Consider the following 19,466-nt stretch of genomic DNA (forward strand, 5'->3'; position numbering starts at 1 on the left):
CCGTCCGGCCCCCGGACCGTCGCTCCCGGCGTGAGTGCCGGGGCAGGGCGGGCAGGCGGGCCGGGACAGAACCAGTTGTATCCAGCACCTATGTCATGAGCCTGTGACATGGCGCTGACCGGGTCAACCAGGCGGTAACACGCGGAGGGAGAACGGCCCGCGATTTTCGGACGCACACGGTGCGGTCCTTTGCGAAGTCATGCCCACGCGGGGCCCGCTCCCACCCGGGAGTGCGCTTCGGGGAGGCGCGGGGACGGGCAAGGATCCAGCCACGGGCAAAGCTTTGACCAATCCGGCCGGGCCGTATGCGATCGGGCGGCGAACCGTCGGTCCCGGCCCGGTTTCAGGGGCGTGCGGGGCTGGGAGGGGGGCTCTGGCTGTCGGTGCCGTCCCTGAGGTCCGTGCCGTCCGTGCCGCCCGCCCTGTCCGTGGAGCCCGTGCCGCCCGTGCTCTCCGTGTCGCGCCGTCCGAGCGGGCGGCCGTCCGCGGTTTCGCCGGCGGCCGGGGCGCCCGGGGACGCGGTGGCGGGGGTGGCGGTGCGGGGTGCTCCCGCGGCGGGCGAGGCGTCGGAGGGGGCTTCCGGTGTGCCGGAGCGGTTGTCGTGCGGCTTCCTGCTGGAATCGCCGGTGCCGGGCTTCGTGCTGGCCCCACCGTCCCTCGGCGACTTGGTGCCTCCGGCCCTCTCGGTGTCCTCGGGCTCGTCACTCCCCTCCGGGTCGGGCTCCTCGGGGCCTTCGTCGGCCTCCAGGTCGAAGTCCTGCACCTTGCTGCCCTGGAGCGCGGCCCTGGTGTAGGCGGCCCAGGTCTCGGCGGGTGCGCCGCCGCCGTTCATACGGGCCAGGCCGAGCGCGCCGTACAGGGGCTTGTGCATGCCGGTCTTCGGGTCCTGGCCCATGACGGCGATGACGGTGGCGAGGTCGGGGGTGTAGCCGGCGAACCAGGCGGCCTGGTCCTCCTCCGCGGTGCCCGTCTTGCCCGCGGCGGGGCGGCCGGCGGCCTTCGCCGCGGTGCCGGTGCCGCCGTCCACGACGCTGCGCAGGACGGAGGTGGTGGTGTCGGCGGCCTCGCGGCTGATGGCCCGGTGGGTGTTCCTGGTGGGGAGGTCGAGGTCCTCGCCGTTCTTGCTGATCTTGGATACGAGGCTGTGGGGGCGCTGTCTGCCGTGGTCGGCGAGGGTGGCGTAGGCCGATGCCATGTCGACGACGCTGGCGGTGGCGGGGCCGAGCGCGATGGAGGGGGAGGCGGTGAGGTCCGGGGTGTCCTGGGGGATGCCGAGCGCGACCGCGGTGTCCTTGACCTCCTGGGGGCCGACATCCTGGGCCATCTGTGCGTAGACGGCGTTGACGGACTTGTCGGTGGCTTCGCGGACGGTGATGGACTTGTAGTCGACGTCGTCCTCGTTGGCGGGGGCGTAACCGGTGGAGCCCGTGGAGCTCTGGACGGTGCGCTTGTTGGTGCCGTCGTAGCGGGTGTTGGGGGTGATCGCCCGGTCCTTCTGGGTGGTGGACCCGTTGGCCAGGGCGGCGGCGAGCACGAACGGCTTGAAGGTGGATCCGACCTGGTAGTCGCGGCGGGTGGCGTTGTTGACGTACTGCTTCGTGTAGTCGATGCCGCCGTAGAGGGCGACGACATGGCCCGTGGCGGGGTCGACGGAGGCGCCGCCGGCGCGGACGTTGCGGTCGGCGTCGCGGTCGTCGCTGGTCCTGGACAGGACGTTGTCCTTGACGGCCTTGACGAGCGCGTCCTGCTTCTTCTTCTGGAGTGTGGTGGTGATGCGGTAGCCGCCGGTGGAGAGGGTGTCCTCGTCCAGGATCTTGTTGGCGGCGAGGTAGGAGTCGACGGCCTGGACGATGTAACCGCGCTGTCCTGAGAGTGCGGTGGCGGGCTTGGCCTTGCCGGGGACGGGGAAGGTCATGGTTTTGCGGTCGGCGTCGCTGAGCCAGTGGTGGGCGACCATGCCGTCGAGCACGTAGTTCCAGCGGGCGAGTACGGCCTTCTTGTTCTCGGGGTGGGCGACGACGTCGTAGGAGCTGGGGGCGTTGAGCAGGGAGGCGAGGTAGGCGCCTTCGCCGGCGTCCAGGTCGTCGACGTCCTTGTCGTAGTAGGCGTGCGAGGCGGCCTGGATGCCGTAGGCGTTGCGGCCGAAGTAGCTGGTGTTGAGGTAGCCCTCGAGGATCTCGTCCTTGCTCTGCTCGCGGTCGAGCTTGATGGAGATGAAGAATTCCTTGGCCTTGCGGACGACGGTCTGTTCCTGGCCGAGGTAGTAGTTCTTGACGTACTGCTGGGTGATGGTGGAGCCGCCCTGCCGTCCCTTGCCGGTGACGGTGTTCCAGCCGGCGCGGAGGGTCGCCTTGATGTCGATGGCGTCCTCGGAGTAGAAGTCCCGGTCCTCGGCGGCGAGCACGGCGTGCTGGATGGTGCGGGGGATGCGCTTGAGGGGGATGTTCTCGCGGTTGATCTCGCCGTCGCGGGCGATGACGGTCCCGTCCTCGTACAGATAGACGTTGGACTGGGCGGTCGCGGTGGCGTTGGCCGCGGGGATGTCGACGATCTGGTAGCCGGCGATGAAGCCGCCGACGATGAGCAGGGCGAAGAGGAGCACGCCGCCGAGGGTCATGCGCCAGGTGGGGATGGCCCGGCGCCAGCCGGTGCGCTTGGGCCGCTTGGGGCGTTTTTTCCGCCCCTTGGCGTTCTCTGCGCCGTCCGGGTGACCGGATTCGGCGGCGGGGGCCGCGGCCGAGGCGTCTCGGGGGGCCCAGCGCTCGGAGCCGGGCTGACCAGGGGCTCCGTCGGGCTGCGGTGTCTCGTCGCTCATGGCTGTGGAGGCTCCTCGACTGCGGATGATTTTCCTATAGTGCACTTTTCGGGCGGATAACCCTCGGATCCCTCCACGGAAATGGAGTCGCGGCGGCGGAACGCGGTCGATTAGAGTCGTGCGCTTTGGCGGAATCAGGGCGTGTCGTCAAACTGCCGTTGTCGCCCGGAGGGCGGCCGCGCGGCGTCTGGTGCGTGCGATCGCAAGGCGCCGGAATGGTCTTGTAGCGGAGCTACCAGGGCATTCCGGCAACGCCGCGAGCGTGCGTGCCAGACGCCGCGCGGCAGGCGGCAGTTTGATGACACGCCCTGGAAGGGGGGCGAGGTGCGGCTCTATGCCGTGGTGGCGGCCGGTGGCTTCCGGCGGTATGCCACCTACCGGATGGCGACGCTCGCGGGGGTGTTCACCAATACCGTCTTCGGCTTCATCCTGGCCTACACCTACATAGCCCTGTGGGACGAGCGTCCGCAGCTCGGTGGCTACGACATGTCGCAGGCGCTGACCTATGTGTGGCTGGGTCAGGCCCTGCTGATGACCTGCGCGATGATGGGCGGCGGCTTCGAGGACGAGCTGATGGAGCGCATCCGTACGGGTGACATCGCGGTCGACCTGTACCGGCCCGTGGATCTCCAGCTGTGGTGGCTGGCGGGGGACCTCGGCCGGGCCGCGTTCCATCTGCTGGGGCGCGGGATCGTGCCGATGGTGCTGGGGGGCCTCGCCTTCGATCTGACGATGCCGGGTTCACCCGGGCGCTGGCTGGCGTTCCTGGTGTCGGTGGCGCTCGGGGTCGTGGTGAGCTTCGCGGTGCGCTTCCTGGTCGCGCTCTCGGCGTTCTGGCTGCTGGACGGGGCGGGGGCGATGCAGATCGCCTGGCTGGCCGGGCTGTTCTTCTCCGGGATGCTGCTGCCGCTGACGCTCTTCCCCGGGCTGCTGGGGCAGGTGGCGCGGGCCCTGCCGTGGTCGTCGCTGCTCCAGGTGCCCGCCGATGTGTTCCTCGGCAAGTACGCAGGCTGGGAGCTGCTTCAGGCGTACGCGTTCCAGGGTGGCTGGGCGGTGGTGCTGCTCCTTGCGGGCCGGCTGCTCCAGTCCGTGGCGACCAGGAGGGTGGTGGTCCAGGGTGGCTGAGGTGCGGACCGAGCGGACGCGGGAGCCGCAGGAGATCGTGTTCGCCGAGCGGTCGCGGCTGGTCGAGGGGGTGCGGGCGTACGGGCTGATCGTGGCGATGTGGCTGCGCTCGACGATGGCGTACCGCGCGTCGTTCGTGATGACGGCTGTCGGGAACTTCGTGGCGACGGGGTTCGACTTCGTCACGATCATGCTGATGTTCTCGCACGTCGATGTGCTCGGCGGGTTCACCCTGCCGGAGGTCGCGTTGCTGTACGGGACGTCGACGGTCGCGTTCGGGCTGACCGATCTGGTGCTGGGTTCGATGGACCGGCTGGGACGGCGGGTGCGCGACGGGACGCTGGACACGCTGCTGGTGCGGCCCGTCCCGGTGCTGGCACAGGTGGCGGCGGACCGGTTCGCGCTCCGCAGGCTCGGGCGGATCACGCAGGGCGTGCTGATCCTCGGCTACGCGCTGATGACGGTGGACATCGCGTGGACTCCGGTCAAGGTGCTGATGCTGCCGATGATGGTGCTGAGCGGGGCAGCCATCTTCGGGGCGGTGTTCGTGGTGGGCGCGGCGTTCCAGTTCTACGCCCAGGACGCGTCGGAGGTGCAGAGCGCGTTCACCTACGGGGGGACGACGCTGTTGCAGTACCCGCCGGGGATCTTCGCGAAGGACCTGGTGCGCGGGGTGACGTTCGTGGTGCCGCTGGCGTTCGTGAGCTGGCTGCCGGCTCTGTATCTGCTGGACCGGGACTATCCGGTCGATCTGCCCCGCTGGGTGGCGTTCCTGCCGCCGGTGGTGGCCGCGGGCTGCTGGGTGCTCGCGGGGCTGGCGTGGCGGACGGGGCTGCGGGCTTACCGCAGTACGGGAAACTGAGGAGTGGGCGTGGACGGGATGGACTTCATCGAGCTCGACGGCGTCGAGAAGGTCTTCGACGTGCGCCGGAGGACGGGCCTGCTGCGCCGTGAGCGGCGGGAGGTGCGCGCGGTGGACGGCATCAGCTTCCGGGTGCCGCGCGGGGAGATGGTCGGCTACATCGGCCCGAACGGGGCGGGCAAGTCGACGACGATCAAGATGCTGACGGGCATTCTCACGCCGAGCGGTGGCCGGCTGCGGGTCGCGGGGATCGATCCTTCCCGGGAGCGTACGAAGCTGGCGCACCGGATCGGTGTGGTGTTCGGGCAGCGGACGACGCTGTGGTGGGACCTGCCGTTGCGGGACTCGTACCGGCTGATGCACCGGATGTACCGGATCCCCGACAGCCGCTACCGGGAGAATCTGGACCGCTGTGTCGAACTCCTGGACCTGGGTGCGCTGTTGGACGTGCCGGTGCGTCAGCTGTCGCTGGGGCAGCGGATGAGGGGCGACATCGCGGCGGCGCTGCTGCACGATCCCGAGGTGCTGTATCTGGACGAGCCGACGATCGGGCTCGATGTGATCTCCAAGGCCAAGGTGCGGGAGTTCCTGCGGGACCTGAACGCCGAGCGGTCCACGACGGTGCTGCTCACCACGCACGATCTGACCGACATCGAGCAGCTGTGCAAACGGGTGATGGTGATCGACCACGGCCGGCTGGTGTACGACGGTGATCTCTCGGGTCTGCACGAGGTGGGGGAGAGCGAACGCACGCTCGTCGTGGACCTGGAGCGTGAGCTGCCGCCGATCGAACTGGGCTCGGAGCCCTCGGTGCGGGTGGTGAAGGTGGAGGGGCCCCGGCAGTGGCTGGCGTTCCCTGCGGCGACGTCGGCAGCGCCGCTGGTGGCGCGGGTGGCGGCGGACTACCCCTTGGTGGATCTCTCGGTGCGGGAGCCGGACATCGAGTCCGTGATCGCGAAGATGTACGCGTCGGATTCCGCTGTCTAGGCGAGGCCCTGGGCCGGTCCTGCTGTTGCTCTATAGGGTGCCGGTATGACAAGTGAAAACCCGGACATGCGTGCCTCCGACGCGGAACGTGAGCGGGTCGCCGAGACCCTGCGGGAGGCCGTGGCCGAGGGCCGGTTGGAGATGGACGAGTTCGAGCAGCGGCTCGACGCGACGTACAAGGCGCGCACCCACGGGGAGTTGGTGCCGCTGGTACGGGATCTTCCGGCGCCCGGTGAGGTCGCCCGGCCGGTGACCGGTGCGGTGGCCCCGCGGAAGGGGGCGTCCGCGAACTGGCCGGCGCGGATCGGGGGCGAGGCCACCTCGTCGGGTGCGTTCGCCTTCTGGGGCGGCTTCAGCCGCAAGGGGCGCTGGACGGTGGCGTCGAGGTTCACCGCGTTCGCGATGTGGGGCGGTGGCGAGATCGATCTGCGCGAGGCCAACTTCGCGGAGCGCGAGGTCGTGATCCGCTGCTTCACGATCATGGGCGGTATGCAGGTGACGGTGGAGCCGGATCTCGATGTCCAGGTCAGCGGTCTCGGCATCATGGGCGGTTTCGGCGAGCACTCCAAGCTGGACGACGAGCGGGAGCCGGCTCCGGGCTCCCCGCGGGTGAAGGTCACCGGGTTCGCGCTGATGGGCGGGGTCGGTGTGGAGCGGAAGCGGAGCAAGGCGGAGAAGCGGCGGCTGCGGGAGCAGCAGGAGGAGCGGCTGCGGCTCCAGAAGCCGGACACGGGGGACGGGCGCAAGGAGCTCGGCTGAGCTTCTCGCGCCCGGCCCGTCAGAAGGCGTCGGCCTTGGGTGAGGCGTCCACCGCGCCGAGGTCGATGGTCCGGCCCAGCACGCGGTAGCCGGCGTCGTTGAAGTGCAGCCGGTCGCCCGAGTCGTACTCGGGCAGGATCCGGTTGGGCGCGTAGGGGTCGCGTACGGCACGGTCGAAGTCGATGAATCCGTCGAAGACCCGGCCGGAGCGGATCTCCTTGTTGACCGCCAGCCGCACGTCGTTGCGTTCGGGCGTCCAGGTGGCATACCCCTGGAACGGCGTCAGCGTCGCTCCGACGACCCGCAGCCCCTTCGCGTGCGCGCGCTCGGTGAGGGCGCGGAGCCCGGCCGTGATGCGCTCGGGGTCCGGCTCCTGGGGGTACTGCTGCACGTCGTTGATGCCGAGCGCGATGATCAGGGTCTTCGCTCCGGCGACGGTCAGGGCGTCGCGCTCGAAGCGGTGGGTGGCGCTCGGGCCGCCGAAGTTCTTCACCCCTTTCACGGTGAGGGGGCTGTCGAGCAGCAGACGGTTGCCGGCTATGCCCTGGTTGGCTATCCCGTAGGTGTGCCGCAGCCGGTCGGAGAGCACGTCCGTCCAGCGGGTGTCGGCGTCGGTCGTGGAGCCGCTGCCCGCCGTGAGGGAGTCGCCGATCACGACGATCGCGCCGGGTGAGGCCTCGTTGCGTACGTCGACGGCCGTGAGGTAGCGCCACCGGGTGGTGCTCCAGGTGCCCCGGTCGTCGGCCAGGTAGGACGTCTGGTGGGTGTCGGGGTGCTGGGTGACGGCTCCGGTGGCGTCCGGGGTGCGGAAGGACACCTCCAGGTCGGCGTCGGGGGCGACGGGCACCACGACCGGGTCGCTGACGACCTGGAGCCCCGCGGCGACGGTGACGGTGGGCCGGCCGCCGAAGGTGACCGGGCGGGTGTTGACGGTGGCCCGGTCGATGACGAGCGGTACGGAGCCGAAGAGGTTGGACAGGGTGATGCGGGCGGCGTCACCGCCGACGCTGGTGTGCACGATGTTACGGACGGTGCTGCCGGGGTAGCCCTGCCCGGCATCCGGTTCCGCGCTGACGGGCGCGGCGGTCCAGGTGGCGACCCAGGCGCCGGTGGAGTTGGCCGCCGCTGCGGGGTTGCGTGCCGCCGCGTGGTTCCTGGACCCGTCGAGCGGGGCCTGCTGCCGCCCGGCGATCAGGGACGTCCCGAACGCGATGGCGGCGCAGAGCGCGGCGGTGCCTGCTACGAGGGCGATGAGCAGGGCATACCCCTGGCGCCTGGGCATCGGTGGTGAGTCTCCTTGCGGCGTTCGTCGCGGTGTGCGTCGTGGTGTTCGGGTCGCTCTCATGATGAGGCACCCACTGGACCGACCGGCCCCCGTGGGCCCGTCGGTCTTCGGGAACTCGATGTGCGGCCCGGGAGTAGGTGAGGTAGGGACAATGCGTACGGCACGGAGTGATGCGTACGGGGACGGGTGGAGCGGATGGAACAGGACACGGGACAGGCAACGGCCTCAGGGTCCCAGGAGCCCGGGACCGGGCCGGGGCTCGGCGGGTTCGCGTACACCGCGGCCGATGAGGAGAAACAGCGCGGTGTGCGCCGTATGAAGACCACCGCCACAGGTCTGCTCCTGCTCGTCGCGCTCGTGTACGTCCTCGCCACCTGGGCGAAGAACTCGGGTGTGGGCGGCTGGCCGGGCTACGTCGCAGCGGCTGCCGAGGCGGGGATGGTCGGTGCGCTGGCGGACTGGTTCGCCGTCACGGCGCTCTTCCGGCGCCCGCTCGGTCTCCCCATTCCCCACACCGCCATCATCCCCACCAAGAAGGATCAGTTGGGGACGTCACTCGGTTCCTTCGTGGGCGAGAATTTTCTCTCCGGGGACGTCGTTCGTGACCGAATTCACGCTCTGGGCGTCGGTTCGCGGCTCGGGACGTGGCTGGCGGACCCGGAACACGCGGACCGGGTCACCGCCGAGCTGGCCACCGCACTGCGCGGTGCGCTGAGGGTGCTGCGGGACTCCGATGTGCAGGCGGTCGTCGGGGAGGCCATCACCCGGCGGGCCGACGCGGCGGAAGTGGGTCCGTCGATAGGCAAGATGCTGGAGAAGGTCGTCTCGGACGGCGGGCACCGCAGGGTCGTCGACCTCGTCTGCGTACGGGCGCACGACTGGCTCGTCCTGCACGGTGACTCCGTGATGGACGCGGTGCAGGGCGGGGCACCCGGCTGGACGCCGCGGTTCGTCGACAAGCGGGTGGGGGAGCGGGTCTACAAGGAGCTGCTGCGCTTCATCACGGAGATGCGGGACATGCCGGACCATCCGGCGCGCGGTTCGATCGACACGTTCCTGACGGACTTCGCAGCCGATCTCCAGTCGGACACGGACACCCGTGCCAGGGTGGAGCGGCTGAAGTCGGAGATCCTGGGCCGCGGTGAGGTCCAGGACGTCATCGCCTCGGCGTGGTCCTCGGTCCGCGCGATGATCATCGCGGCGGCCGAGGACGAGCGGAGCGAGCTGCGGATGCGGGCCAGGGCCTCGCTGATGTCCCTGGGCGCCAGGCTGTCCACGGACGAGCGGCTCCAGGCGAAGCTGGAGGGCTGGCTGGAGGATGCCGCTGCGTATGTCGTCACGACGTACCGCACGGAGATCACCTCGCTGATCAGCGACACGGTGGCCGGCTGGGATGCGGACCAGACGTCGAAGAAGATCGAGGCGCACATCGGCCGTGACCTTCAGTTCATCCGGATCAACGGCACCGTGGTGGGTGCGCTGGCGGGCCTGGCGATCTTCTCCGTGTCACACGCGCTGGGAGGCTGACCGGAGGCGTGCCCGTCCTTCTCCACGGGCACGCCCCCGGGTCACGCGGGGAGTTGCACTTCAGTACGCACCCGCGCGGTGCCGGTGTTCAATCCCCGGGACCGGACTTTCTGTACGCGCCGTCAGCGGGCGCTGATCCGGGTGACCGCCCAGGACGCCGCGGCGACGCCGCCCGCCACGGTGAACACCGCGGGCCAGGCGCCGACCTTCTTGGCCAGCGGGTGCGAGCCGGCGAAGGCCGCGACATAGGCGACGGTCAGTCCGGTGGCCGCGCGGGCCCCGGCCTGCCGGTTCCACTCGTACGCCGCCACCGACCCGGCGGCGGCCAGCGCGACGCCGCCCAGCGGGCGCTTCCTGGTCCAGCGGGCGATCGAGTACCCGCCGACGAGTCCGCCCGCCGCCACTGCCGCTGCCGGGATCTTCGCCATTGCCGCCACCTTCGCTTTCCTGCGTGTCCGCCGGCGTATCCGCCGTGAACCCGAGGATAGGCGCCCCCGCCGGCCGACCCGTCAGCCGGGCGGCCGGGGACCGGGGGCTGGTCGGCCGACCGGCCGGCCGGTGCCGTCAGCGGGTGCCGTCAGCCGGCCCCGTCAGTCGGTGCCGTCAGTCGGTGCCGGACTCCATCGCGGCGCGGTCCAGCAGCTCGTCGTCGGCCGAGACCTCGCCGCGCGAGGCGATGGCCTGGGCGCCGCCCTCGGGCATGGCACCGATCAGGCCGGTCGCCGCCGCCTGCGCGGCGCCGATCAGCGAGGGCTGGCTGGTGCCCACGAGACCGAGGCCCGCGAACTGTTCGAGCCTGGCGCGCGAGTCCGCGATGTCGAGGTTGCGCATGGTGAGCTGGCCGATGCGGTCCACGGGGCCGAACGCCGAGTCCTCGGTGCGCTCCATCGACAGCTTGTCCGGGTGGTAGCTGAAGGCGGGGCCCGTGGTGTTCAGGATCGAGTAGTCCTCACCGCGCCGCAGCCGCAGCGTGACCTCGCCGGTGACGGCCGAGCCGACCCAGCGCTGGAGCGACTCGCGGACCATCAGCGCCTGCGGGTCGAGCCAGCGGCCCTCGTACATCAGCCGGCCGAGGCGGCGGCCCTCGTTGTGGTAGTGCGCGAGGGTGTCCTCGTTGTGGATGGCGTTGACGAGGCGCTCGTAGGCGGCGTGCAGGAGGGCAAGTCCCGGCGCCTCGTAGATGCCGCGGCTCTTCGCCTCGATGATGCGGTTCTCGATCTGGTCCGACATGCCGAGGCCGTGCCGGCCGCCGACCGCGTTGGCCTCCATCACCAGGTCGACCGGGGTGGCGAACGTCTTGCCGTTGATCGTCACCGGGCGGCCCTGGTCGAAGCCGATGGTGACGTCCTCGGTGTCGATCTCGACCGAGGGGTCCCAGAACCGGACGCCCATGATCGGGTCGACGGTCTCCACGCCCGTGTCGAGGTGCTCCAGCGTCTTCGCCTCGTGGGTGGCGCCCCAGATGTTGGCGTCGGTGGAGTACGCCTTCTCGGTGCTGTCGCGGTAGGGCAGGCCGTGGGCGACCAGCCACTCCGACATCTCCTTGCGGCCGCCCAGCTCGGTGACGAAGTCGGCGTCGAGCCACGGCTTGTAGATGCGCAGGTGGGGGTTGGCGAGAAGGCCGTAGCGGTAGAACCGCTCGATGTCGTTGCCCTTGAAGGTGGAGCCGTCGCCCCAGATCTGGACGTTGTCCTCGAGCATCGCCCGGACCAGCAGGGTGCCCGTGACGGCGCGGCCGAGCGGCGTGGTGTTGAAGTAGGCACGGCCGCCCGAGCGGATGTGGAACGCACCGCAGGCCAGCGCGGCCAGGCCCTCCTCGACCAGTGCCGCCCGGCAGTCGACCAGGCGCGCGATCTCGGCGCCGTAGGCCTTCGCGCGGCCGGGCACCGACGCGATGTCGGGCTCGTCGTACTGGCCGATGTCGGCGGTGTAGGTGCACGGGACGGCACCCTTGTCGCGCATCCACGCGACCGCGACGGAGGTGTCGAGGCCGCCCGAGAAAGCGATGCCGACGCGCTCGCCGGTGGGCAGGGAGGTGAGAACCTTAGACATAGGAAGAGTATGCACTCGATTGTATGTATATGCAAATGGGGTGTGAGTGCCTGGTGGGGCCGGGTTCGAGCCTCGCTCCACCGAGGGGGTGCACAAGCGTTTACCCTGGGGGGTGAACGCTTGTGCACCCCTCTGCGTACGGAGACCCGATGACCGCATCCGCATCCGCGCCGGCCGCCGCCCCGGACCACCCTCGCTTCGCCGTCGGCGTCCTGGCCTTCTGCGGCGTCGTGGTCGCGATCATGCAGACGATCGTGGTCCCGCTGCTCCCGCACATACCGGAGCTCACCGGCGCCACACCCGCAGCCGCGAGCTGGCTGGTCACCGTGACCCTGCTCACCGGCGCGGTGTTCACCCCGGTGCTCGGCCGGGTCGGCGACATGTACGGCAAGCGCCGGGTGCTCGTCGCCTCGCTGGGCGTCCTCGTCGTCGGGTCCGTGCTGTGCGCGGTCAGCTCCCACATCGGCGTACTGATCGCCGGGCGTGCCCTCCAGGGGGCGGCCATCGCCGTCGTACCGCTGGGCATCAGCATCCTGCGCGACGAGCTCCCGCCGGAGCGGGTGCTGTCGGCCGTGGCCCTGATGAGCTCGACGCTGGGCATCGGCGCCGCCGTGGGGCTGCCCGTCGCCGCGGTGGTCATCGAGAACTTCGAGTGGCACGCGATGTTCTGGGTCTCCGCCGTCATCGGCCTGCTCGACATCGTCCTGGTGTTCCGTTGTGTGCCGGAGTCCCCGTTCCGCTCCCGCGGCCGGTTCGACGCGCTCGGCGCGCTCGGGCTGACCGGGGCCCTGGTCTGTCTGCTGCTGGCCGTCACCCAGGGCGGCGGCTGGGGGTGGACGTCGACGCGCACGCTGGGTCTGTTCGTCGCCTCCGTCGTGATCGGGCTGGTCTGGGGGGCGTACGAACTCCGGGTGCGTACCCCCATGGTCGACCTGCGGGTCTCGGCGCGTCCCGCCGTGCTGCTGACCAATGTCGCCGCACTGCTGATCGGCTTCGCGTTCTACGCCAACTCCCTGGTCACCGGGCAGATGGTGCAGGAGCCGAAGGCCACGGGCTACGGGCTCGGCGCCTCGCTCATCGTCAGCGGACTGTGTCTGCTGCCCAGCGGTGTGGCGATGGTCGCGCTCTCGCCCGTTTCCGCGCGGATCTCCGCCAAGCACGGCCCGAAGACCAGCCTGGCGCTGGCCGCCGTGATCATCGTCGTCGGCTATGTGGTGCGGTACTTCACCAGCCACGCCCTCTGGACGATCATCGCGGGTGCCACGGTCGTCGCGGCCGGTACCGCTATCGCCTACTCCGCGCTGCCGGCGCTGGTGATGAGAGGTGTCCCGGTGAGCGAGACGGGCGCCGCCAACGGCCTGAACACGCTGATGCGTTCCGTCGGGCAGGCCTTTTGCAGTGCCACGGTGGCCGCCGTACTCGCCAACATGACGTTCCTGGCGGCCGGGCGCCCCGCGCCCACGCTCGGGGCCTACCAGCTGGTCTTCCTGATAGCGGCGGGCGCCGCGCTGCTGGCTCTCGCGGTGACGCTGTGCCTTCCGGGCGGCGGCGCCGCCGAGGGTACGGTCGGGAGGAAAAACCGGAGCAGCGGCCGTACGCGGGCGATGCCGATCCAGGGAGGCGCATGACCGCCCGAGTGACCGCAGCCGCGGACCCCGAAGCGGCCGCCACCGCCGCGGAGGCGGCGGCCACGGGCAAGGACGCGATCCTGCTCGCCGCCCGCAGGGCGTTCTCCCTGCGCCCGTACGCGGAGGTGACGATCCGGGGCATCGCGGCCGACGCGGGCGTCAGCGCCTCCCTCGTGGTGAAGCACTTCGGCCGCAAGGAGCAGCTCTTCAACACGGTCGCCGACTTCGGGCCGGCCGCCGATGAGCTCTTCGACGCCCCGCTCGACGCGCTCGGCCGCCATATGGTGCTGACGCTCGTACGCCGGCGCAGGGAGCAGCGGGGCGACCCGTTCCTGAGGGTCGTCTTCTCCCTCGGCAACCACGACGAACGCTCCCTGCTCCGTGACCGCTTCCGGGAACAGGTCACCGCGCGCCTGACGACACGCATCCCCGGCCATGAACGCGCCCTGCGCGCCGAGCTGATCGCGGGTCACCTCATCGGCCTGGGTGCCACCCTGAGCCTCCACCGCGAGGGTGCGGGCTCCCGTGCGACGGCCGAGCGGCTCGCCGACCTGTACGCCCCGGCGTTGCAGCGCCTCGTGGAAGGCTGACGCGCTCCCGGGCCGGACCCCAGGACGTGGCCGCGCGGTGGTAGCGGGTGATCGCGACCCACGGGTGGCTACTCAAGTCCACCGAGGTGGAGGAGATCTTGGAGCTCACCGAGCTTCGCGGTCGACAGGGCTCCCGCCCGCTCGATCAGGTCTTCCCGGGTGAGGCTGACCAGCCAGGTGCAGGGGATGAGGCCTGGACGCGGGAGTGCGACTCGCAGGACACCTTCAAGAGGTAGTCCTTCGGAGGCGCCTACTGCCAGCTCAGCGGCAACGCCGCTGAGCTCGGTGCCCGCAGGATCGACGACCTGCATCGCCCGGACCTCGGATTCCGCTTTACCCGAGAGCAGCACGACCAGCCGCCGCTCGCCGAAATCCGCCCACCAGACTTCGCCTCGTTGCATAGGTCCTCCTGACACAGAACGGCGGGCGAACACTGCTGTGCGCCCGGTTTCGCATAGCCCATTGTCGGCCCCAAAAGCTCCAGCCGATCACGAGCGGAGCCAGATGAGGAGTGCTGCGGCGGTGACGGTGCCGAGGTAGACGTATCCGCGCTTGTCATACCGGTGGCCACGGCTCTGAACTGCTTCAGCTTTCCGATGGCCCGCCCCACCGTGTTGCGATCTTTGTGCCGCTCCTTGTGCCGCTCCTTGTCGGGGCCCAGGGGCCGTCCTCCTCGTGAACCCCGGCGTAGGCGGGCGGCCTTGTGGTCCTTCTTCTCCGGCATCAATCGAAGAGACACGCCTCAGTCGCGCGCGATCCAGCCCGGCGAGTCGATCCTGATGGCGCTGTCCCCGACAAGCCGCCTGAGCGTCTCCTCAAGCGCTGAGACCGACGCCGCACCCACCTGCTTCTCCCACTGCTCACGCAGCTCGTCGAAGACCGTTTCGCCCTCCCGCAGCAGTGCGAGTCCGCGCTCGGTGACATGGAGCCGCGTCCGGCGGCCGTCGGCCGGGTCGGACCTGCGCTCCACATAACCGCGCTCCTCCAGGGTGGCGATCGTCTTCGCGGCCGCTTGTCTCGTCACCGACATCCTGCGGGCGAGTTCGGAGGCGCTGTCGGCGCCGGACAGGATCGAGTGGAGGGCGAAGTCGTGCACCGGCCGTACGTCCTCGTATCCGCGCTCGGCGAGCTCGGCGGCGGCGCGATCGGCCAGCGTGCGGAAGCCTGCGAGCAGGAGCAGGGCGAGATCGGCGCCTGATCTGGACATGCGGCCAGCATAGGAGCCTTTGACAATGGCAACCTGGTTGCCTACCTTGATTGGCAACCAGGTTGCCTATTTCGGGAGCTTCCCATGGCCACGATCACGCCCCCCGGTGCGACCCTTCCCGGCGTCACGCATCACCTCGCCGACATCAACGGAACGCGACTGCACTACGTCTCGGCCGGCACCCACGGTTCTCCGATCCTGCTGGTGCACGGCTGGCCGGAGACCTGGTGGGCGTTCCGCAAGCTGATTCCGCTGCTCGCGCGCACCCACCGGGTCTTCGCCCTCGACCTCCGTGGCTTCGGCGACTCGGGCAACGCCGACACCGAGTACGGCGAGGCGGTCACGGCCGAGGACCTGCACCATCTCGTCGAGCACATCGGCGCGGGTCCCGTGCACGTCCTCGTCCAGGACATCAGCGGCGGCACGGGCTTCCGCTTCGCGGCGACGCGCCCCGATGACGTCCTCAGCTTCACCGGGGTCGAAACGGCCTTGGCCGGCTACGGGTTCGAGGCCCTCGCCGATGTGAACAACCATGGCTCCTGGCATGTCGGATTCCTCGGCACTCCGGGCATCCCCGGGATGCTCCTTCCCGGCCATGAGCGCGAACTCCTGGCCGACTGGGCCTTCCCGCTGATGAACGGGACGGAGGGATCCATCGCTGAGAGCGACATCGACGAGTTCGTCCGGAGCTACGCGCGCCCGAACGCCTGGCGGGGTACGGAGGGCCTTTACGGGGGCCTCTTCTCCGACGGGGGTGCGGACGGGCGTGCGACCAGGGCGCTGGCCGAGTCGCGGCCGATCGCCGTGCCCGTGCTCACGGTCGAGCGTGCCGGGCACGGCGGGATGACCGAGGCGACCTTCCGCCAGGTGGCCGCCGGCGAGATCACGGCGGTGCGCATCGAGGGGGTCGGCCACCTCATCGCACAGGAGGCGCCCGAGGCGCTCGCGGCGGCGCTTCTGGAATTCACCGGGAAGGTCGACGCCCGCTGAGGGCGGCGGAGCTACTCGCAGCCCACTCCGTCGCCGTCACGGTCGAGGTGGGATCCGTATCCGGGGTCACCGCGATGGATGGGCGCCGCTCCGGCGGCGCGTACGGCGGTGCAGTTCGCGTAGGAGGTGGCGCCGCCGGAGCCCCCGCTCGAACTCCCGCCGCTCGAACCCCCGCTGGTGGATCCGCCGCTCGATCCCGACCCCCCGTACGGCTCGCAGCCGATGCCGTCGTTGTCCCGGTCCAGGTGGGCGGCGTAACCGGGGTCACCTCGCCGGACGGGGGCCGTGCCGGCGGCCCGTGCGGCGTCGCAGTTCTCGTAGTACACGGAGGGCGCGGCCGGCTTGGTCGCCTTGGGAGTCGGCGCGACCGTCGGCGTCGGCTTCGGGGTGGGGGTCGGGGACGGAGTGGGCTTGGAGACGGTGATCCGCACGACGGCGCTGCCGTCCGCCGGGGCCTTCCCCTTGTCCTTGGCTTTTTCCTTCCCCTTCACCGCGACCTTGTAGGTGAGTTCGTCCTTGCCCGCGTATCCGTCCGTGGGTGTGTAGACGAGCGTGGTGCCCTTGACCGTGACGGTTCCGTGCGGGGTCGGGCTTTCGGCGGTGAGGGTGAACTCGTCGGGCTCGTACGTGTCCAGGAGCGCGGCGTCCGTGCCGTCCCCCAGGGTCACGAGGTCGTTGGCCAGTGCCTCGACGGTGACCTCCTGTCCCGCCTCCGTGCGCGCCGTGTCGTCGGCGAGCGTGAGTTCCGGCTCTGCGGAGGGCGATGCGGAGGCCGCTGCGGGCTTCGCATCTTCGACCGTGCCGCTGCTGTCCCCTTCGCACCCCACCAGGGCCAGTGCGAGGACCGCGACCCCCGCCGACCATCTGAGCCGGCTGTTCATCGCGTAACTGTTCATGTGCCCCCCAAGGCGCATTCGTGCTGCTGTGTCGCAGAGAGGCGATGCTTGCAGCGCCGGGCCGGCGGGGTGGTGCTTTCCATGAAAGGGAGGCGAAACTGTGACGGAAATGTGGAGGAGGAGTGAAGTAATCGGAAATCTGTGCCAACTGAGCGAGGTCCAAAGGTGCCTAGACCGGACCGAGCCCGGCGTCGCGGGCGAGGAGGGCTGCTTGGACGCGGTTGGTGGCGTGGTAGCGGTCGAGGAGGCGGCGGGCGGCGGCCGGGTGGAGCATGGCCGAGCCCGCGGCCACGAGGTGGACGGCCCGCAGGCGTTGTAGACGTACTCGTCGAGGTCGAACGTGGTGAGGGTGATGATCTTCGGTGGATGGGGCAGGTGCCGGAGTTGTCTGGTGGCGGTGATGCCGTCCATGCGGGGCATGCGGGGCATGCGGGGCATGCGGACGTCGACGAGGGCTACGTCCATCTGGTGTGCTGTGGCCAGTTCGATGGCCTGGAGTCCGTCGGCGGCCTGGACGACGGCCTCAAGGCGTCCGGAAGCATCCCCGCGAGCACGGCGGTGTGCGGCGGGCCGCTCCGTCCCGGGGCTACAGCGGGCGCACCGTGAGGATCTGCTGGGCGTAGCCGACCGGGCCGGAGATGTCGTGGAGAACGGTTGCGGTGGTTCCCTGGCCGGCCGGGCCGAAGGTGACCGTCGTGTCGAGGCCCGTCCAGCGGCCCACCGGCTGGCGGTGGAGGTGGATGGTGAGGTCGACGTTCGGGAACATCCAAGCCGTGGGCGAACGTCGTACGGCGATGCCGTTCGCGGTGTCGACCAGCGCCACGTAGGAGGCGAGCGGGCTGGAGGTCTCACCGGCGACGAGGTCCAGGCCGGTGGTGATCCAGGCGGTCGTCCGTCCGGGCTGTGGAGCACCGATCGGCCGCACGTCGAGGGAGGCGATGTATCCGCCCGGCCACACCTCGCTCAGCGCCCATGTTTCCAGCGGGCCGGGAGCGGTGAGCGGTGCGGGGGCGCCGCCGGTGACGGCGGTAGTGTCTCCGGCGGCCAGGAGCCAGGCGCGGGCCCGCACCACGGGGCGGTCCGCGATGAGGGCTACGGCTTCGAGCAGTTCGATGGTGCGGCCCGGTCGGATCGTCTCCACCCGTATCTCGCACTCGTCCAGGGCCAGGCGTCCCAGAATGTCGAAGCTGATCCGGGACATCAGCAGACCGTTGTCCGCCCGCCCGGCCAGGTGGCGGTCGATGGCGTGCACCATGAGGCCACCCAGCGGACTGAAGTGCTGCTCGTCGGGATCCCAGGCGCCGCTCGCGTGCAGGGTGGGTTTGTAGCGGTGGGAGTCGATGGGTTCGAAGTAGCTGCCGGTGCTCAACGGAATTCCTCTCCTTCAGTGAGCGAAGATCGTACTGGCCAGGGTCACATGGGCTACGGTGCCGCCGAGAATGCTCAGCACCGCGCTGCGGCGCCACAGGTGCAGAGCGACGGTGACGGCCAAGGCGGCCAGGGGAGCCACTGCGCGGGCTTCGGTCATCAGCTGGGCGGCCACGGCGGACAGGTGATCCACATGCGGTCCGGGGACAGGGGGGCGAGGATCGGGTTACGGGCGGTGGTCCGGCTGCGCCAAGGCCCTCTCGGGCCAGGTTCTCCCTTCCGGGCGCTCCGGTCCGCCTCCCGGCCCAAGCCGCCCGGGGGATGCTGGAGGTACCGGATGCCGCGCCCCCTGTGGACAGGAGCGATCAGCTTCGGGCTGGTCACGATCCCCATCAAGGTGGTCTCCGCGACGGAGAACCACTCGATCTCCTTCCACCAGTACCACCAGGAGGACATGGGCCGGATCCGCACCCGCAAGGTGTGCGAGCTCGACGGCAAGGTCCTCTCGCAGGACGAGATCGGCAAGGGGTACGAGGTCGCCAAGGACCGGACCGTGCCCATCACCGACGAGGAGCTCGACCGGATGCCGCTGCCGACGGCGAAGGCCATCGAGATCGTCGCGTTCGTCGATGCCGACAGCATCGACCCCGTGCGGATCAGCGACAGCTACTACCTGGCGGTCGACGGCCAGGTCGCGGCGAAGCCGTACGCCCTGCTGCGTAAGGCGCTGGAGCGCAGCGACAAGGTCGCCGTGGCGAAGTTCGCCTGGCACAACCGGGAGCGTCTGGGGCTGCTGCGGGTGCGGGAGGACGCGATCGTGCTGCACTCGATGCGCTGGCCGGACGAGATCCGCAGCCCGGAGTCCCTGGCGCCCCGGGAGACGGAGCTGGACGAGGACGAGATCGACCGCGCCGTGCAGCTCACCGACAGCATGGCCCTGGACGGCATCTCCGGCTTCCGTGACCGCTACCGGGAGGCCCTGGAGGAGCTGCTCGCTGCCAAGTCCGAGGGCAAGGCGCCTCCGGCGGCGGCGGGCGAAGAGGAGGAGGAACCGGGCAAGGTCATGGACCTGATGGCCGCTCTGAACGCCTCGGTGAAGGCGGCCAAGGAGACGCGGGGCGAGGACGCGACCGTGCACGAGATGACACCGGGCGGCAAGCCCCGGGCCCGGAAGAAGACCGCCCCGGCGACGGACCAGGGCGCGAAGGGGACGGCGGGGAGGAAGACCGCCGCGAAGAAGACGACCGCGAAGACGGCGACCGCGAAGAGGACGACCGCGAAGAAGACGGCCTCGAAGAAGACTGCGGCGGCGTCGAAGAAGCGGGCCGCCTCCTGAGCGGTGCCCCCCCGGGCCGCGTGCACCAGCCGTGCCCCC

18 protein-coding genes and 1 pseudogene are annotated in these 19,466 nt (G+C 70.3%); 9 read left to right on the top strand and 10 right to left on the bottom strand.

What is annotated here, in order from left to right; genetic code table 11:
* Positions 1 to 343: 343 nt before the first annotated feature.
* A complete protein-coding gene (locus OG623_RS22090; RefSeq protein WP_406148654.1) occupies positions 344 to 2,815 on the bottom strand; it encodes a transglycosylase domain-containing protein in 2,472 nt (823 codons plus the stop codon).
* A gap of 324 nt (positions 2,816 to 3,139) precedes the next feature.
* Here OG623_RS22090 and OG623_RS22095 point away from each other — a divergent pair, with 324 nt between their 5' ends.
* Genes OG623_RS22095 through OG623_RS22110 form a run of 4 tightly spaced genes read left to right on the top strand, consistent with a single transcriptional unit; the run spans position 3,140 to position 6,548 of the window.
* Entirely contained in the window at positions 3,140 to 3,940 is an 801-nt protein-coding gene (locus OG623_RS22095; protein ID WP_406148655.1) for an ABC transporter permease, read from the top strand.
* Complete coding sequence (locus OG623_RS22100; protein ID WP_406148656.1) at positions 3,933 to 4,802, top strand: ABC transporter permease; 870 nt, start codon at positions 3,933 to 3,935, stop codon at positions 4,800 to 4,802. Before OG623_RS22095 ends, OG623_RS22100 begins: the two co-directional genes overlap by 8 nt.
* 18 nt (positions 4,803 to 4,820) lie before the next feature.
* Complete coding sequence (locus OG623_RS22105; protein WP_406151955.1) at positions 4,821 to 5,789, top strand: ATP-binding cassette domain-containing protein; 969 nt, start codon at positions 4,821 to 4,823, stop codon at positions 5,787 to 5,789.
* A 45-nt stretch (positions 5,790 to 5,834) separates the two neighbouring features.
* Positions 5,835 to 6,548, top strand: coding sequence for a DUF1707 domain-containing protein (locus tag OG623_RS22110; protein ID WP_406148658.1), 714 nt, complete (start codon positions 5,835 to 5,837; stop codon positions 6,546 to 6,548).
* 19 nt (positions 6,549 to 6,567) lie between these two features.
* On the opposite strand, the gene OG623_RS22115 is transcribed toward OG623_RS22110, so the two are convergent.
* The gene (locus OG623_RS22115) at positions 6,568 to 7,830 is read right to left on the bottom strand and encodes an SGNH/GDSL hydrolase family protein (protein ID WP_406148659.1); all 1,263 of its coding nucleotides are present in this window, start codon (positions 7,828 to 7,830) and stop codon (positions 6,568 to 6,570) included.
* 198 nt (positions 7,831 to 8,028) lie between these two features.
* Between OG623_RS22115 and OG623_RS22120 the strand changes: the two genes are divergently transcribed.
* Complete coding sequence (locus tag OG623_RS22120; protein WP_406148660.1) at positions 8,029 to 9,360, top strand: DUF445 domain-containing protein; 1,332 nt, start codon at positions 8,029 to 8,031, stop codon at positions 9,358 to 9,360.
* Between the two features lie 122 nt (positions 9,361 to 9,482).
* Here OG623_RS22120 and OG623_RS22125 read toward each other — a convergent pair whose 3' ends face one another.
* Both OG623_RS22125 and argG read right to left on the bottom strand, forming a co-directional pair.
* Positions 9,483 to 9,788, bottom strand: coding sequence for a hypothetical protein (locus OG623_RS22125; protein WP_406148661.1), 306 nt, complete (start codon positions 9,786 to 9,788; stop codon positions 9,483 to 9,485).
* Positions 9,789 to 9,963: 175 nt separating this feature from the next.
* Positions 9,964 to 11,412 carry an argininosuccinate synthase gene (gene argG / locus OG623_RS22130; RefSeq protein WP_406148662.1) on the bottom strand — a complete coding sequence of 483 codons (1,449 nt, stop codon included), beginning with the start codon at positions 11,410 to 11,412 and terminating at the stop codon, positions 9,964 to 9,966.
* 149 nt (positions 11,413 to 11,561) lie between these two features.
* Between argG and OG623_RS22135 the strand changes: the two genes are divergently transcribed.
* Positions 11,562 to 13,040 (top strand): MFS transporter, encoded by a 1,479-nt coding sequence (locus OG623_RS22135; protein WP_406148664.1) that lies wholly within the window; start codon positions 11,562 to 11,564, stop codon positions 13,038 to 13,040.
* On the top strand, positions 13,037 to 13,630 hold the full coding sequence (locus OG623_RS22140; protein ID WP_406148665.1) for a TetR family transcriptional regulator: 594 nt from the start codon (positions 13,037 to 13,039) through the stop codon (positions 13,628 to 13,630). Before OG623_RS22135 ends, OG623_RS22140 begins: the two co-directional genes overlap by 4 nt.
* 68 nt (positions 13,631 to 13,698) lie before the next feature.
* Here OG623_RS22140 and OG623_RS22145 read toward each other — a convergent pair whose 3' ends face one another.
* Positions 13,699 to 14,031 carry a type II toxin-antitoxin system PemK/MazF family toxin gene (locus OG623_RS22145; protein ID WP_406148666.1) on the bottom strand — a complete coding sequence of 111 codons (333 nt, stop codon included), beginning with the start codon at positions 14,029 to 14,031 and terminating at the stop codon, positions 13,699 to 13,701.
* A 341-nt stretch (positions 14,032 to 14,372) separates the two neighbouring features.
* Positions 14,373 to 14,837: a MarR family winged helix-turn-helix transcriptional regulator gene (locus OG623_RS22150; RefSeq protein ID WP_406148668.1), complete on the bottom strand. Its 465-nt coding sequence runs from the start codon at positions 14,835 to 14,837 to the stop codon at positions 14,373 to 14,375.
* Positions 14,838 to 14,921: 84 nt separating this feature from the next.
* Between OG623_RS22150 and OG623_RS22155 the strand changes: the two genes are divergently transcribed.
* Positions 14,922 to 15,827, top strand: coding sequence for an alpha/beta fold hydrolase (locus OG623_RS22155; protein ID WP_406148670.1), 906 nt, complete (start codon positions 14,922 to 14,924; stop codon positions 15,825 to 15,827).
* Positions 15,828 to 15,838: 11 nt separating this feature from the next.
* On the opposite strand, the gene OG623_RS22160 is transcribed toward OG623_RS22155, so the two are convergent.
* The 4 genes and pseudogenes from OG623_RS22160 to OG623_RS22175 all read right to left on the bottom strand — a co-directional run bounded on the left by OG623_RS22160 (position 15,839) and on the right by OG623_RS22175 (position 18,284).
* On the bottom strand, positions 15,839 to 16,708 hold the full coding sequence (locus OG623_RS22160; protein WP_406148672.1) for an excalibur calcium-binding domain-containing protein: 870 nt from the start codon (positions 16,706 to 16,708) through the stop codon (positions 15,839 to 15,841).
* 220 nt (positions 16,709 to 16,928) lie between these two features.
* Positions 16,929 to 17,266, bottom strand: a pseudogene (locus OG623_RS22165) (response regulator); the annotation flags it as partial.
* 43 nt (positions 17,267 to 17,309) lie between these two features.
* Positions 17,310 to 18,092 carry a thioesterase family protein gene (locus OG623_RS22170; protein ID WP_406148674.1) on the bottom strand — a complete coding sequence of 261 codons (783 nt, stop codon included), beginning with the start codon at positions 18,090 to 18,092 and terminating at the stop codon, positions 17,310 to 17,312.
* 15 nt (positions 18,093 to 18,107) lie between these two features.
* A complete protein-coding gene (locus OG623_RS22175; RefSeq protein ID WP_406148675.1) occupies positions 18,108 to 18,284 on the bottom strand; it encodes an AzlD domain-containing protein in 177 nt (58 codons plus the stop codon).
* 144 nt (positions 18,285 to 18,428) lie between these two features.
* Here OG623_RS22175 and OG623_RS22180 point away from each other — a divergent pair, with 144 nt between their 5' ends.
* Positions 18,429 to 19,427, top strand: a complete 999-nt coding sequence (locus OG623_RS22180) for a Ku protein (RefSeq protein WP_406148676.1) — start codon at positions 18,429 to 18,431, stop codon at positions 19,425 to 19,427.
* Positions 19,428 to 19,466: the final 39 nt, after the last annotated feature.

This window comes from Streptomyces sp. NBC_01012, assembly GCF_045162755.1.
Taxonomy (GTDB): Bacteria; Actinomycetota; Actinomycetes; order Streptomycetales; family Streptomycetaceae; genus Streptomyces.

What these genes read in the sequence shown, in the direction of transcription:
- OG623_RS22115 (WP_406148659.1), bottom strand. Translation starts at nt 7,830, where the DNA reads ATGCCCAGGCGCCAGGGGTATGCCCTGCTCATCGCCCTCGTAGCAGGC.
- OG623_RS22120 (WP_406148660.1), top strand. Translation starts at nt 8,029, where the DNA reads ATGGAACAGGACACGGGACAGGCAACGGCCTCAGGGTCCCAGGAGCCC.
- OG623_RS22110 (WP_406148658.1), top strand. Translation starts at nt 5,835, where the DNA reads ATGACAAGTGAAAACCCGGACATGCGTGCCTCCGACGCGGAACGTGAG.
- OG623_RS22140 (WP_406148665.1), top strand. Translation starts at nt 13,037, where the DNA reads ATGACCGCCCGAGTGACCGCAGCCGCGGACCCCGAAGCGGCCGCCACC.
- OG623_RS22145 (WP_406148666.1), bottom strand. Translation starts at nt 14,031, where the DNA reads ATGCAACGAGGCGAAGTCTGGTGGGCGGATTTCGGCGAGCGGCGGCTG.
- OG623_RS22180 (WP_406148676.1), top strand. Translation starts at nt 18,429, where the DNA reads ATGCCGCGCCCCCTGTGGACAGGAGCGATCAGCTTCGGGCTGGTCACG.
- OG623_RS22135 (WP_406148664.1), top strand. Translation starts at nt 11,562, where the DNA reads ATGACCGCATCCGCATCCGCGCCGGCCGCCGCCCCGGACCACCCTCGC.
- OG623_RS22105 (WP_406151955.1), top strand. Translation starts at nt 4,821, where the DNA reads ATGGACTTCATCGAGCTCGACGGCGTCGAGAAGGTCTTCGACGTGCGC.
- OG623_RS22150 (WP_406148668.1), bottom strand. Translation starts at nt 14,837, where the DNA reads ATGTCCAGATCAGGCGCCGATCTCGCCCTGCTCCTGCTCGCAGGCTTC.
- OG623_RS22125 (WP_406148661.1), bottom strand. Translation starts at nt 9,788, where the DNA reads ATGGCGAAGATCCCGGCAGCGGCAGTGGCGGCGGGCGGACTCGTCGGC.
- argG (WP_406148662.1), bottom strand. Translation starts at nt 11,412, where the DNA reads ATGTCTAAGGTTCTCACCTCCCTGCCCACCGGCGAGCGCGTCGGCATC.
- OG623_RS22160 (WP_406148672.1), bottom strand. Translation starts at nt 16,708, where the DNA reads ATGAACAGCCGGCTCAGATGGTCGGCGGGGGTCGCGGTCCTCGCACTG.
- OG623_RS22155 (WP_406148670.1), top strand. Translation starts at nt 14,922, where the DNA reads ATGGCCACGATCACGCCCCCCGGTGCGACCCTTCCCGGCGTCACGCAT.
- OG623_RS22090 (WP_406148654.1), bottom strand. Translation starts at nt 2,815, where the DNA reads ATGAGCGACGAGACACCGCAGCCCGACGGAGCCCCTGGTCAGCCCGGC.